We start from the raw sequence: 15,347 nt of genomic DNA, 5'->3' as shown, positions 1-15,347 counted from the left end.
TATGCTAAAAAGATTCTTCAAGTTTATTTTAAAAATTCTAGTTTGCTTAATTATTCTTTCCGTAGGCTTTGTGTTTTTGTACAAATGGGTTCCTGTTCCAATAACTCCTTTAATGCTTATTAGAGGGGTTGAAAACCATCAAAATGGAAACAAATTTGGTTGGAAGCACGATTGGGTTTCTTTAGACAAAATTTCTAAAAATATGCAACTGGCAGTTATTTGTAGCGAAGACCAAAATTTTTTAAAGCATAATGGATTTGATGTAGAAGCAATAGGAAAAGCTTTTGAAAACAACAAAAAAGGAAAGCGTATTAAGGGTGGCAGTACCATTAGCCAACAAACCGCTAAAAATGTGTTTTTATGGCCGGAACGAAGTTGGTTAAGGAAAGGGTTGGAAGTGTATTTTACTTTTTTAATTGAAAGTATTTGGACAAAGGAACGCATTATAGAAGTGTATTTAAATAGCATTGAAATGGGGCCTAGTATTTATGGAACTGAAGCGGCGGCTGTTTATTGGTATAATAAACCTGCCTCAAAATTATCGCAATATGAAGCGGCATCAATTGCGGCTATTTTACCAAACCCCTTAAAATTTAAAGCCCGTCCAGCTTCTAATTATATAGAGCGTAGAAAAACATGGATTGTAAGACAAATGGGGTATTTTGGTAAGCTAGATTACAATAAGGAAGATGGAAAATAATTTAGAGTTAAAGCAACAATTATATCTTCAATGTAAAGAGTTTAGTAATAATAGATTTAATAGCATTCAAAAAACCATTGAAGAGATACAAGAGTCCTTAACATCTGAAACCAAAAGTAGTGCAGGAGATAAACATGAAACGGGAAGAGCCATGTTGCAATTAGAACGGGAAAAAGCAGGAAATCAATTGGCTGAAATAAAAAAAATCCTAGAGATACTTTCTAAAATAGATATATCTAAAACTTCGGATACAGTTTGTATGGGCTCCCTTGTATTAACAACGTCTTCCAATTACTTTATTTCTATTAGTGCTGGTGAATTACAATTCTCGGGACAGGTGTTTTACGCCATTTCCCCAATAACTCCCATAGGAAAATTGTTGCTTGGTAAGCAAATAGGAGCTTCCATTAGATTTCGAGAACAGGAATTTAAAATTATTGACATTCTATAGCCAGATAAATTTCTGTATTTTTGTTTATGTATGTTGGATGTTCTAAAAATACAGTTTGTCCATTTATATCTGCTTCAATTAAATAAAAGGAACCTTTAAAGTAGCAGGTTTTTACAATTGCCTTTAAATTTGACTTGTTTACACGTTGTATTTGATGTGCATAAACAAACTTCTTGTCAATGATATTAAATTCGCCAAAGAACGCTGCAATTAATGGAGTCCCAGGATTTTTATACAAATAGGTTGGACTGTTGTTAGCCACGATTTCATGATCGTTTAAAACAATCATTCTATCTGAGTATGGTAAAACATCTTCTTTATCATGTGAGGCAACGATACAGGTAATTTTATTCTCTTTTAAAAAATGAAACAAACGTCGTCTTAAACTTTGTTTCTTAAAGTTATCTATATGGCTAAAGGGTTCGTCCAATAAAATAATTTCCGGCTTATTGGCTAAGGCTCTAGCCAAGGCCACACGTTGTTTTTGTCCGCCACTTAAAAGTTTTACTTTGGTGTTGGCAAAAGGAGTGAGCTCCACCACTTCCAACAGTTCGTTTATGCGCGTCTGTTTTTTTTCAGGATAAAAATTAGATAAGTATTTACCAATATTTTCAGAAACGGTAGTAAAAGGCATTAAATCGAATTCTTGCGAGACATATTTCATGAAATCGTAACCAACCACTAAGTTGTATTTTGGTCCTAGTACTTCAGTTTCATTCCAAAAAATAGAGCCGTTGTCAACATCTAATTCTCCGTAAATTAGTTTTAGTAAAGTACTTTTTCCGGATCCGCTTTCACCAATAATGGAGGCATGTTCTCCAGCCTTTAATTCAAAATTTATGTTTTGAAGTACTGGTGTTTTTTGGTATTTAAAAGAGAGGTTTTTTACTTGTAGCATAGTACAAAAATAGTATAAAAAAAGCCGTTTGAAATTTCAAACGGCTTTAAATTTATTAGAGAGAATATAAGCCTTTTATAGCTTAATCTATCTTTTTAGGTAAGGTTTTAAAACCCATATTATAAAGTGTAAACCCAAAAATATCAGCATTTTGCTCGATGGTTTTGCTCACAGGAGTTCCTGCTCCGTGACCAGCATCTGTTTCAATTCGGATTAGTGTCGGATTTGCTCCTGTTTGTTTGCTTTGTAACTCAGCGGCAAATTTAAAACTATGTGCAGGAACCACACGGTCGTCATGATCGCCAGTTGTAATTAAAGTGGCAGGATATTCCACCCCAGCTTTAATATTGTGTAAAGGCGAATAGTTTTTTAAATAATTAAACATTTCCTTACTGTCTTCAGCTGTTCCATAGTCGTATGCCCAACCAGCTCCTGCTGTGAAAGTATGATAACGCAACATATCTAAAACACCAACTGCTGGTAATGCTACCTGAAATAACTCTGGACGTTGTGTCATAACCGCACCAACTAATAAACCTCCGTTAGATCCACCTTTAATAGCTAAGTATTTTGATGAGGTGTATTTGTTATCAATTAGGTATTGAGCGGCTGCAATAAAATCGTCGAATACATTCTGTTTTTGCATTTTTGTTCCTGCGTCGTGCCATTTTTTACCATATTCCCCACCGCCACGTAAATTAGGAACAGCATAAATTCCGCCTTGTTCCATCCATACTACATTAGCAATACTAAACGCAGGGGTTAAACTAATATTAAACCCGCCATACCCATATAGAATAGTTGGGTTTTTACCGTTTAATTCCAATCCTTTTTTATGAGTAATAATCATAGGTACTTGGGTGCCATCTTTAGAGGTGTAAAATACCTGATTGCTTTCGTAATCGTTAGAATTAAAGTCAATTTCTGGTTTGCTGTATAATGATGAAACCCCTGTCTCTATTTGAAAATTGTAAATGTTTCCAGGAGTAATATAATTTGTGAATGAATAATATAATTCTGTTTCATCTTTTTTTGCTGAAAAACCTCCAGCAGTTCCAAGTCCAGGAAGTTCTACTTCACGAACCTTTGTACCATCGTAGTTATATTGATATACTTTTGAAACAGCATCTACCATATAAACGGCAAATAAATAGTTTCCTGCTTTTGAAGCAGATAATACATGTTCAGTTTCTGGAATAACATCTACCCAATTTTCTGGTGTCGGGTTTGAAGCTGATACTTTTACCACTCTTCTATTTGGAGCATTTAAATTAGTTATTAAATAAAGCGTATCTCCATCATTAGTAATAACTCCCGTGTCACTATCTGTATGCCCTAAAATTTCAACAAAGGATGAATTCGGTTTACTTAAGTCCTTTACATATAATTTATTTCCAGAAGTAGAAACCTTAGGCTCTAAAAATAAAAATCTGTCATCTTCACTAACTTTTCCTGTAATGTATCTGTGTTTTTCATCTTCAGTACCTCCATAAACAAGGAGATCTTCTTTTTGAGGAGTTCCTAATTTATGATAGTACACTTTATGCTGATCTGTTTTAGCTGATAGTTCGCTACCCTCAGGTTTGTCGTAACTAGAGTAGTAAAATCCTTCGTTTTTATACCAAGAAGTACCACTAAATTTTATATCAACTAAAGTGTCTTCAATAATTTCTTTGGTTTCTGTATCCATAAGGATTACTTTTCTCCAATCGCTTCCTCCTTCTGAAATTGAATAGGCAAGCATCTTGCTGTTTTTTGAGAAAGATAGACCGCCTAAAGAGGTCGTTCCATCTTTACTAAATGTATTTGGATCTAAAAACACCTCTTCTCCAGTTCCATCTTTTTTCTTTCTATAAAGAACAGATTGGTTTTGTAATCCATCATTTTTAAAGAAATAATTGTAATCTCCTTCTGATGAAGGTGCTCCAATTTTTTCGTAATTCCATAAGGTTTCCAAACGATTTTTCAAGCTGTCTTTGTATGGTATGGATTCTAAGTATCCATTGGTTAGCTCGTTTTCTATTTTCACCCATGCAGCAGTTTCTGCACTTCTATCGTCTTCTAACCATCTGTATGGATCTTTAACTTCTGTTCCGAAATAAGTGGTTACAGTGTCTACTGTTTTAGTTTTAGGATAATTCAATTCTAGTTCGGTGTTTTTTGTGTTTGTTTCGCAACCTAAAATGAATGTTGCACATACACATGAAATAATAATTTTTTTCATAAAAATGTTATATAGATGGTTTTAATACTTGACTTCGATAAAAAGATAAGTTTCAAAAATAAGCAAAAGCAATTAGTATAAATGCAAAGGCTTTGTTAATTAATTATATGTAAAAAGACCGTTCTCGAATGGGAAAACGGTCTTTTAAAAAATTAACACTAATAGTTATATACTATAAATCGAATTTAATTCCTTGGGCTAATGGTAACTCATCAGAATAGTTTACTGTGTTTGTTTGACGACGCATATATACTTTCCAAGCATCAGATCCAGACTCACGTCCACCACCTGTTTCTTTTTCACCACCAAAAGCACCACCAATTTCAGCTCCTGATGTTCCTATATTTACGTTTGCAATTCCACAATCAGAACCTGCAAATGATAAGAATTTTTCAGCTTCTTTTAATTCATTCGTCATAATAGCTGATGATAATCCTTGAGCAACACCATTTTGTTTTTCGATAGCATTTTCAACCTCACCTGAATATTTCATTAAATATAAAACAGGAGCAAAGGTTTCGTGCTGTACAATTTCAAAATGGTTTTCAGCTTCAATGATCGTTGGTTTTACGTAGCATCCGCTCTCGTAACCTTCACCTTCTAAAACACCACCTTCAACCAATACGTTTCCGCCTTCTGCTTTTGCTTTTTCAATAGCTGCTAAGTATGTATTTACAGCATCTTTATCAATTAATGGTCCAATATGATTTTTCTCATCCAATGGGTTTCCAATAGTTAATTGACCGTATGCACCAACAATGGCGTCTTTTACTTTATCGTAAACTGATTCGTGTATTATTAAACGACGAGTTGAAGTACAACGTTGTCCAGCTGTTCCAACCGCACCAAATACAGCTCCTGGAACTACTACTTTTAAATCGGCTGTTGGAGTAATAATAATTGCATTGTTTCCTCCTAACTCTAATAGCGATTTTCCAAAACGTTGTGCAACAGTTACACCAACAATTCTACCCATTCTTGTAGATCCTGTAGCAGAAATTAAAGGTATTCTTGTATCTGTAGTCATCATTTCACCAACTTTATAATCGCCAGTAATAATGTTTGAAATACCTTCTGGTAAGTTGTTTTCTTTTAAAATTCCGGCAATGATATTTTGACAAGCAATAGAGCAAAGTGGAGTTTTTTCCGAGGCTTTCCAAACACAAACGTCACCACAAACCCAAGCTAAAGCCGTATTCCATGCCCAAACAGCTACTGGAAAGTTAAACGCTGAAATAATACCAACTACTCCTAAAGAGTGCCATTGCTCACGCATAACGTGTCCTGGACGTTCAGATGGTATGGTCTGACCGTTTAATTGTCTTGATAAACCAACTGCAAAATCACAGATGTCAATCATTTCTTGAACTTCACCGTAACCTTCTTGTAAAGATTTTCCCATTTCATAAGAAACCAATTTACCTAATGGCTCCTTTAATTCACGTAATTTATTTCCAAACTGACGTACTATTTCACCACGCTGAGGCGCTGGCATAGCTCTCCAAGTTAAGAACGCTGATGTTGCAGTAGTAATTACTTTTTCGTAATCTTCCTTGGTAGTTGTTTTAACTTTTCCAATTAAATTCCCATCAACAGGAGAATAACTCTCAATAACATCACCGTTAGCGAAGTTTTTTGAACCTGTTGAAGTTCCTTCATTTATATCCTTAACCCCTAATTGTTTTAGAGCCTTATCAATCCCGAAATCGGTAGCAATTGCTTCCATATTCACTTGTTTTTTTTACTGATTATTAAATAGAAATACAAAGATAGGAATAAAAAGTCGTTTTAGCTTGAGATGGCTTTTCTAAATAATGTAACTTTAAGTCTTCTATTTTAATATGTGTTTTTATGAAAAATTCGATATACTTATTGTGTTTATACCTTGTTTTTTTTAGTTGTAAAAACGAAGAGGAACTGAAAGGTTATTCAAAATCAAAAGCGATTGAAACAACTCAAACCAATCAATATGCTATTGTAATACATGGTGGAGCAGGAACTATTTTAAAGGAAAACATGTCTGCTGAAGATGAAGCAGCTTATAAATTAAAATTAGAAGAAGCTATTCGGGTGGGTCATAATATTTTAAAAAATGGAGGTAGTAGTTTAGACGCTGTTGAGCAAACCATTCACATTATGGAAAATTCACCTTTATTTAATGCTGGTAAGGGAGCTGTGTTTACCAATGCAGGTACAAATGAATTGGACGCCTCTATAATGGATGGAAAAACTTTAAACGCAGGAGCTTCGGCCGGCACCAAAACAGTTAAAAACCCTATTAGTTTGGCAAGAGCTATTATGGAACGTTCTCCACATGTGATGTTGGCTGGGTATGGAGCGGATATGTTTGCTAAAGAACAAGAATTAGAAATTGTTGACTCAACGTATTTTTATACAGAGGACAGAATGAACTCATTGGAACGCGTAAAAAACTTTGAAGCAAACAAAAAAGCAGGCCATAAATCCGCTTTTTATGATGCCACTATTAAAGATTCTAAATTTGGAACAGTGGGGTGTGTTGCTTTAGATAAACACGGTAATTTGGCGGCAGGAACTTCTACAGGAGGAATGACCAACAAGCGTTGGGGAAGGGTAGGTGATTCACCAATTATTGGAGCGGGAACTTATGCTAATAATAATACTTGTGCGGTTTCAAGTACGGGTTGGGGCGAGTTTTTTATTCGTGCAATGGTTGCCCATGACATTTCCGCACTTATGGACTATAAAGGGCTAACACTTCAAGAGGCTGCAAGGGAAGTTATTCAGAAAAAAGTACCAGAACTTGGCGGTGATGGTGGAATTATTGCAGTTGATAAAAACGGAAATATGGTTATGGAGTTCAATACGGATGGTATGTACCGTGCTACGATGAACGATAAAGGCGATTTAACCTTAGGAATTTATAAAGAAAATGAAAATTAGCATACCCTTTTATTTTAAATTAAATTGTCTCTAAAATCCGCTTTTTTATCCTTATTTTACATAATTGGATATCGCTTAAATTCTCATAACTTTTTGTCATTGAAAAACTGTTGAAATATGTCTTTTAAAAAACTCATAACCCTTGTTGTTATCTTAACTTTTATAGCTTCTTGTAAAAAGAAAGAAGTAGAAACAGATAATATTTTTAAATTCCGAGAGTACATAAGTTTTACTACATCGGGTTTGAGTTCTATCGAGGATCCTATTCAAATTAATTTAGCAAAAGATGTTGAAGGTTGGGAAATGGGTCAGGAGTTGACAGATAATATAATTTCTATTACCCCTCATGTATCAGGTAAATTAATAATAGTTAATAAACACGCACTAATTTTCAAACCAGATGAAGCTCTAGATCCAGGTACTGAATATAGCGTTACAGTTAAGCTAGATAAAATCTATAAGGATATCCCGAAAAACTTAGGAAGTTATAGTTTTCAATTTAAAACCATTACCCCTAATTTTTCTGTTTCCATTAACAATTTACAATCCTACAGTAAAAAATGGCAGTATGTTGAAGCTGTTTTACGTACGTCAGATGTTATTTCTTTGGAAAAAGCTAAGCAATTGGTTGAAGCTTCTCAAAATGGTAAAAAATTGTCTATTGTTTTTAATGAATATAACGAAAAGGCAAAAGTATTCGATTTTAAAATAGATAGCATTCACAGAGAAATTGAAGATTCTGAAATACTTGTTAAGTGGCAAGGAAAAGCAATAAGTGCAGATAATACGGGTGAAAATAAATTTACAATTCCTGGAATTAATAATTTCACAATCACTAAGGTTGAAGTTACTCAGTCACCAGAACAATTTATTTCTATTAACTTTTCCGACCCATTAAAAAAACAACAAAATTTTGAGGGGTTAGTTACTATTGAAAAAGTAATAAATCCAAAGTTTATAGTTGATGGAAATATCTTAAAAGTGTATCCTGAAAGTAAATTAGTTGGCAGCATTCAAGTGGATGTTTTCCAGGGGATTTCAAATACCGATGGTTTTAAACTCAAAAAACCTTTCTCAGAAAAACTCACATTTGAAGACCTTAAACCACAAGTCCGATTAATAAGCAATGGAACCATTCTTCCAAACTCTAAAGAGCTTAAATTTAATTTTGAAGCGGTTAATTTAAAAGCCGTAGATGTTCGGGTGATTAAAATTTACGAGGACAATATTCTTCAATTTTTACAAGATAATTCTTTGTATAGCGACGATGAGCATTCTGTTAAACGAGTGGGACGTCGAGTTGCTAAAAAAACCATAGAATTACAAACTAATGCTGAAAACACAGGGAAATGGCGAGCCTATAGTATTGATCTTTCAAAGTTTATAAATGCCGATCCAGGTGCCATTTATCGTGTAGAATTAAGTTTTAATAAGGACTATTCTTTATATGACTGTACTGCTAACTCAAGTTCTTCAATAAGCGACGACGAATATGAAGATTATTACGAAGACGATTATTATGGTGGCGATTATTCTGAAGAAGCCTATACCGAGGACGACGATTTAAAAGAAGAAGCGTATTGGGATGGATTGATTTATCGTTATAAAAACTACTCCTATAATTGGAGCGAACGCGAAAATCCCTGTCATGATGCATATTATAACGAAAATCGCGTAGTATCACAAAATATATTGGCATCCAATTTGGGTGTTATTGCAAAACGCAGCGAACATAATTCCTATTATTTTGCGGTTACTGATATTTTAACCACGAATCCAGAAGCAAATGCTGCAGTAACACTCTATAATTTTCAACAACAAGCATTAGCTACGCTTTATACGGATTCTGATGGTTTTATCACATTCGATATCGATAAACACGCAGCTTTTGCCATAGTTAAAAAAGGAAAAAGCACCAGCTATGTAAAATTAAACGACGGAAACTCGCTATCCTTAAGCAAATTTGATGTTTCTGGTAATAAATTGCAAAAAGGGCTTAAGGGGTATTTATATGGCGAAAGAGGTGTTTGGCGTCCCGGAGACACCTTACATTTAACTTTTATGCTGAATGATAAAGCCAATCCGCTTCCAAAAGGACATCCTGTTAAATTGGAAATTACAGATCCAAATGGAAAATTGACCTATAAAAATATAACCACAGACCATCTTAACAACTTTTATAAATTTATTGTTCCAACCAATAGAGAGGATAAAACAGGTAATTATACTGCGAAAGTATCTGTTGGTGGCGCTACGTTTCATAAGACTTTGAAAATTGAAACGGTAAAACCGAACCGCTTAAAAATTAAAATCGATTTCGAAAATGAAATCCTAACCAACAACGAACCTTTAAAAGGAACTTTAGACGTAAAATGGCTGCATGGTGCACCTGGTAAAAATTTAAAAGCTGAAATTAAAGCGAAAATAAGCAGCTCGAATACTGGTTTTAAAAACTATAAGAATTATGTTTTTTCCGATCCAACTAGGGAGTTTGATACAGAAGAAATTAATGTGTTTGAAGGAAATGTCAACCCCGAAGGTATCGCACAAATTAATAATAAGCTAAAAGTTGGAAAGAATGCTCCTGGCATGTTAAATGTTCAGTTTTTAGTACGTGCTTTTGAAAATGGCGGAGACTTCTCTATGGATGCCTTTACAATGCCTTATGCTCCTTACAAATCTTTTGTAGGTCTTCGTTCTCCAGAAGAAAATGCTTATGGTTCTTTTTATACAGATGAAAACCAAACCTTTGACGTGGTTGTGGTGGATAAGGATGGAAAGCCCGTTCAACGCAAGGATTTGGAAGTAAAAATTTACAAAATTGAATGGCGTTGGTGGTGGAATTCCTCTTATGATAACCTTTCAAGCTATGTTTCAAGCAATTATCATCGACCATATTTCGATACTAAAGTTAGTACAAATACGCAGGGAAAAGGAAGTTTCAATTTAAATATTCCAGATAATGAGCGTGGACGTTACTTAATTCGAGTAGTGGATCCGGAAAGTGGACATGCTACTGGGCGCACGGCTTATTTTTATAAAAATTGGTGGGAAAAAGCGCCTTCAAACGATAAGGAAGCTGCGAAAATGCTAGTATTTTCAGCAGATAAAAAAACTTATAATGTAGGTGAAACAGCTACGATTACTTTTAATTCAGGAAGTGAAGGTCGTGCTTTAGTGAGTGTTGAAAACGGTACAGAAGTTTTGGAATCCAAATGGGTGAAAACTCAACAAGGTGAAACCATTGTTAATATTTTAATTACGCCAGAAATGGCACCTAACGTTTTTATTAATATTTCGCTTTTGCAGCCTCATGCCATTACAGCAAACGACTTGCCAATTCGACTGTTCGGAGTTATTCCAATCATGGTTGAAGATCCAAATACTATTTTAGAGCCACAAATTAAAATGCCGGATGCGCTTCGTCCAGATCAAGAATTCAAAGTAACTGTTTCAGAGAAAACTAACAAAACAATGACCTATACTATTGCCATGGTAGAGGAAGGTTTGTTGGATTTAACACGTTTTAAAACTCCAAATGCTTGGAATGAATTCTATGCTCGTGAGGCTTTAGGCGTTAAAACTTGGGATGTTTTTGACGATGTAATTGGAGCTTATTCCGGTAGTATAGACCATGTGTTTGCCATTGGAGGAGACGATAGTGCGGAAGCCGGTAAAAACAAAAAAGCCAATCGCTTTAAACCTGTAGTTACCTATTTAGGACCATTTAAGCTTAAGGCAGGAGAAAGCAAGACCCATACTTTAAAATTACCAAATTATATTGGTGCTGTTCGTACGATGGTAGTTGCTGGTAATGCCGAAAATGAAGCCTATGGTAGTACCGATAAAACTGTTGAGGTTAAAAAGCCTTTGATGGTTTTAGCCTCGCTTCCTCGTAAGTTAAGTCCAGGCGAAAAAGTAACCCTACCTGTGACCGTTTTTGCAATGGAAGACAAAGTGAAAAATGTTGCAATTAGTTTAAACTTAAGTAAAGGTATTACAGTGGTTGGCGACAAAACTAAAACTTTGAGTTTTGCTAGACCCGATGAGCAAATGAGTTATTTTGAACTAGATGTTAGTCAGGCAAAAGGTTTCAATACCATTGAGGTTATCGCTACTGGAAATGGCGAAAAGTCGACTTATAAAGTCGAAATTGATGTAGTGAATCCAAACCCGATTTCATCAAAATTAATTGATAAATCGGTTGCAGATAATGCTGAAGAAACACTTACATTTTCAACTTTTGGAGAACAAGGTACAAATTCGGCAACTGTGGAATTTTCAACTTTACCTCCAATGGATTTTACACGTCGTTTGCAATTCTTAATACAGTATCCACATGGATGTTTGGAGCAAACAACTTCAGGACTGTTTCCTCAGTTATACTTGAATGATATTTTTGATTTAGACTTGGATAAAAACCAAGAAATTCAAAAAAATATCGAACGAGGAATTAAGCGTCTCGCTCAATATCAATTACCAAATGGAGGGATGAGCTATTGGTTGGGAGAAAACTCCGCTAACGATTGGTCTACCTCTTATACAGGTCATTTTATGTTGGAAGCCGAAAAGAAAGGTTATGTTTTACCTTTAACTTTTAAGAGTAATTGGTTAGCATACCAAAAACAAGCTGCTCGTGAGTGGCGTCCAAGCTATAAAGCTTATAATGCTGATTTAGCACAAGCTTATCGACTTTATACTTTAGCTCTAGCGGGAAGCCCAGATTTAGCAGCTATGAATAGACTTCGAGAATTTAGTGAAATATCTAATGAAGGGAAATGGCGCTTGGCTGCAGCTTATGCCTTAGCAGGACAGAATGAGGCAAGTTCAGCCATTTCAAAAACAGCTAATATGGATTTTCAAGCACTAGAATACAATTATTACACCTACGGATCCGTAGATAGAAATCGCGCTATGGCTTTAGAAACAATGGTGCTTACTAAAAATCCAAAACAACGCGAATTAGCAGAATATATAGCAAAAAGTTTGTCAAGCAATCGTTGGATGAGTACACAAACTACAGCTTATTCGTTATTGGCAATGACCAAAATGGTTGAAGTTAATGGAGGTAAAGACCTGAATTTGGAATATACTATAAATGGAAAGCCTGAAAATATCACTTCTAAAAAAGCCATTGCACAACGCAATTTACCAATTAAAGAAGGCTCTAATGAATTAATAATTAACAATAAAAACCAAAATTTAGTGTATGTACGTGTACTGAGCTCTGGAAAATTGTCATTAGGAGAAGAACTAGTTGAACAACGTGGATTGAGCGCTTCGGTTGTTTATAAAGATTTGCATGGTAATAAAATAAATATTTCAAATTTAAAACAGGGTCAGGATTTTATTGCGACAATTAACATAAGCAATCTGAAGAGTGAAAATATTAACGACGTGGCACTAACGCAATTATTTCCATCTGGATGGGAAATTGTCAACACTCGTTTTACCGATTTTGGTGAAGCAACAACTAGTCAAGCCCGTTATACAGATATTCGTGATAATGAGGTTAATTTTTATTTCGATTTACCTAAAAAAGGAAATCAAGGAAGTAAAACATTTAATATCATGTTAAATGCTTCTTTTTTAGGAACCTATTATTTGCCGGGTATTCAAGCAGAAGCTATGTACGACAATGATTATTTGGTTCGTAGTAAAGGGCAATGGATTACTATAGAAAAATAATGAATGTAAAAACCAGGTCTAAATTACCTTATCCGTATGTCAAAATAAAATAAACTGATTTTAGTTTTGAATCGAAAAACAATGAGATTCCTGACAACATCGGAATTGGGCATGAAAAAAATAATCACCTACATAAAAACCCATAAAATTAAATCGGGAATAGTATTTACACTACTTGTTATCTACTATTTCTGTTTACCGAATCAGCTTTTTACCGATCCAACTGCTACGGTTATAACTAGTAAAACCAACCGACTGTTAGGAGCTCAAATAGCAAGTGATGGGCAGTGGAGGTTTCCTCATAACGAAAGTATTCCGGAGAAGTTTAAAACCTGTGTGATTCAGTTTGAAGATGCTTATTTTTATAAACATCCAGGATTTAATCCTATATCTATTTTTAAGGCCTTTAGAGATAACTTAAAATCAGATAAAATCAAACGTGGAGGAAGTACCATTACACAGCAAGTAATTCGTTTATCTCGAAAAGGGAAACATCGCACGTATTTTGAAAAATTTATTGAAATTATTTTAGCCACACGATTGGAGTTAAGTGAAAGTAAAAATCAAATTTTAGCTTATTATAGCAGTCATGCTCCTTTTGGTGGAAATGTGGTTGGATTGGATGCAGCGGCTTGGCGTTACTTTAACCGCGATGCCAAACAACTGTCTTGGGCTGAAAGTGCAACTCTTGCCGTTTTACCTAATGCACCAAGCCTTATTTATCCTGGGAAAAATCAGAAACTATTGCTAAAAAAACGCAATCGTTTACTTCAAAAGTTATTGGAAAATAAAATTATTGATACTTTAACTTACCAACTATCTATAGCTGAAAATTTACCTCAGAAACCTTATGCCTTACCACAAATAGCACCTCATTTATTACAAAAAGTAGCACAAACACATGTAGGAAAGCGGGTTCAAACGACTATTGATAACCACTTGCAGGAACGGACTAACCAAATTGTAAAATCACATTACAATCAATTAAAACAAAATGATATTCATAATGCGTCTGTTTTAGTTTTAGATGTTAAAACGCGTGAAGTCCTAGCTTATGTTGGTAATACGCCCACTGATAAGTTACACCAAAAAGACGTGGATGTTATTGATAAACCACGAAGTCCAGGGAGTATTTTAAAACCATTCTTATATGCAGCAATTTTAGATGCAGGAGATATGCTGCCAAACACTTTGGTTGCCGATGTCCCAACGCAATTTGGCAGTTATAACCCTGAGAATTATAATAAAAGCTACGATGGCGCAGTTCAGGCCAGTCAGGCGTTGTCACGCTCTTTAAATGTGCCTTCAGTTAGAATGCTTCAAGAATTTGGACTAGACAGATTTTATCAGTACTTAAAAAAACTAAATTTAAAAGACATCTCTCAAACGGCAAACTACTATGGTTTATCACTTATTTTGGGTGGAGCCGAAAGTAGTTTATGGGATTTATGTAAAAGCTATGCCGGACTTTCTTCAACTTTAAATCATTTTTCAGAAACATCTAGTGAGTATTTTACAAACGAGTTCTGTGAACCCACATTTTTTGCTTCTGAAACGGTTGACTTTGGAAAAAAAACAAAAGAAAAAACTCTGTTTGACGCTGCTTCCATTTATCTTACTTACGAGAGCTTAAAGGAAGTGAATAGGCCAGAAGGGGATGATAATTGGGAGTTTTATGATGGTTCAAAACAAATAGCATGGAAAACCGGTACAAGTTTTGGTTTTCGTGATGCCTGGGCCATTGGAACTACCCAAGATTATGTAGTTGGTGTTTGGGTGGGTAATGCCGATGGTGAAGGTAGACCTGGTTTGGTTGGTGTGCAAACTGCAGCTCCTATATTATTTGAAGTTTTTAATCTGTTACCTAATAGCAACTGGTTTGCTAAACCGTTTGATGAGATGCAGGAAGTAAGTATTTGTAAAAAAAGTGGACATCGAGCCTCGGTAAATTGTGATGTGGTTGAGAACAAGTTTATCCAAATATCCGGATTAAAAACCAGAGCTTGTCCGTATCATGTTTTGGTACATGTGGATGCTTCAGAACAATATCAAGTGAATTCTTCCTGTGAAGCTATTTCCAATATTGTACATAAATCGTGGTTTGTACTACCACCATTGATGGCATATTATTACAAGACTAAAAACCCATTTTATAAAGTTCTACCACCATTTAGAACAGATTGTATGGGCAATCATACTATTTCTATGCAATTTATTTATCCCAACGAAAACAACAGTGTTTTCCTTCCTAAAAATTTTGATGGAAGTACCAATGAATTAATTTTACAAATAGCTCATTCAAAACCTGAAACCACCGTATTTTGGTACTTGAATGATAAATTTCTAGGAAGCACTCAAGAAATTCATGAGTTTGCTATAATTCCTGAAAAAGGAAAACATTTAATTACAGTTGTAGATGGATTTGGAAACGAAGCCAAACGATATATCACTATTTCAGAATAAA

Annotated in this window: 8 protein-coding genes; 5 read left to right on the top strand and 3 right to left on the bottom strand. The window is 34.8% G+C overall.

Annotation, left to right across the window (positions count from 1 at the left end; translation table 11 throughout):
• Window position 1 precedes the first annotated feature (1 nt).
• Together mtgA and VKY41_RS05285 are read left to right on the top strand one after the other, a co-directional pair.
• Window positions 2–700 (top strand): monofunctional biosynthetic peptidoglycan transglycosylase, encoded by a 699-nt coding sequence (mtgA, locus tag VKY41_RS05290; RefSeq protein ID WP_500813396.1) that lies wholly within the window; start codon window positions 2–4, stop codon window positions 698–700.
• A complete protein-coding gene (locus VKY41_RS05285; RefSeq protein ID WP_500813395.1) occupies window positions 690–1,151 on the top strand; it encodes a 3-oxoacyl-ACP synthase in 462 nt (153 codons plus the stop codon). The genes mtgA and VKY41_RS05285 overlap by 11 nt, the downstream gene beginning before the upstream one ends.
• Here VKY41_RS05285 and VKY41_RS05280 read toward each other — a convergent pair.
• The 3 genes from VKY41_RS05280 to amaB form a co-directional block, all read right to left on the bottom strand.
• Window positions 1,135–2,049, bottom strand: coding sequence for an ABC transporter ATP-binding protein (locus VKY41_RS05280; RefSeq protein ID WP_500813394.1), 915 nt, complete (start codon window positions 2,047–2,049; stop codon window positions 1,135–1,137). The genes VKY41_RS05285 and VKY41_RS05280 overlap by 17 nt on opposite strands.
• A gap of 82 nt (window positions 2,050–2,131) precedes the next feature.
• Complete coding sequence (locus VKY41_RS05275) at window positions 2,132–4,273, bottom strand: prolyl oligopeptidase family serine peptidase (protein WP_500813393.1); 2,142 nt, start codon at window positions 4,271–4,273, stop codon at window positions 2,132–2,134.
• Window positions 4,274–4,445: 172 nt separating this feature from the next.
• Window positions 4,446–5,999: an L-piperidine-6-carboxylate dehydrogenase gene (gene amaB, locus VKY41_RS05270; RefSeq protein ID WP_500813392.1), complete on the bottom strand. Its 1,554-nt coding sequence runs from the start codon at window positions 5,997–5,999 to the stop codon at window positions 4,446–4,448.
• A gap of 125 nt (window positions 6,000–6,124) precedes the next feature.
• Here amaB and VKY41_RS05265 point away from each other — a divergent pair, with 125 nt between their 5' ends.
• The 3 genes from VKY41_RS05265 (at window position 6,125) to pbpC (ending at window position 15,346) form a co-directional block, all read left to right on the top strand.
• A complete protein-coding gene (locus tag VKY41_RS05265) occupies window positions 6,125–7,195 on the top strand; it encodes an isoaspartyl peptidase/L-asparaginase family protein (RefSeq protein ID WP_500813391.1) in 1,071 nt (356 codons plus the stop codon).
• A gap of 117 nt (window positions 7,196–7,312) precedes the next feature.
• Window positions 7,313–12,883, top strand: coding sequence for an alpha-2-macroglobulin family protein (locus VKY41_RS05260; protein ID WP_500813390.1), 5,571 nt, complete (start codon window positions 7,313–7,315; stop codon window positions 12,881–12,883).
• Window positions 12,884–12,994: 111 nt separating this feature from the next.
• Window positions 12,995–15,346: a penicillin-binding protein 1C gene (pbpC, locus tag VKY41_RS05255; protein ID WP_500813505.1), complete on the top strand. Its 2,352-nt coding sequence runs from the start codon at window positions 12,995–12,997 to the stop codon at window positions 15,344–15,346.
• Window position 15,347 lies beyond the last annotated feature (1 nt).

This window comes from Xanthomarina sp., from assembly GCF_035306605.1.
Classification (GTDB): Bacteria; Bacteroidota; Bacteroidia; order Flavobacteriales; family Flavobacteriaceae; genus Xanthomarina.
The sequence above is the reverse complement of the archived record's forward strand: the minus strand, read 5'-3'. Positions and strand labels throughout refer to the sequence as shown.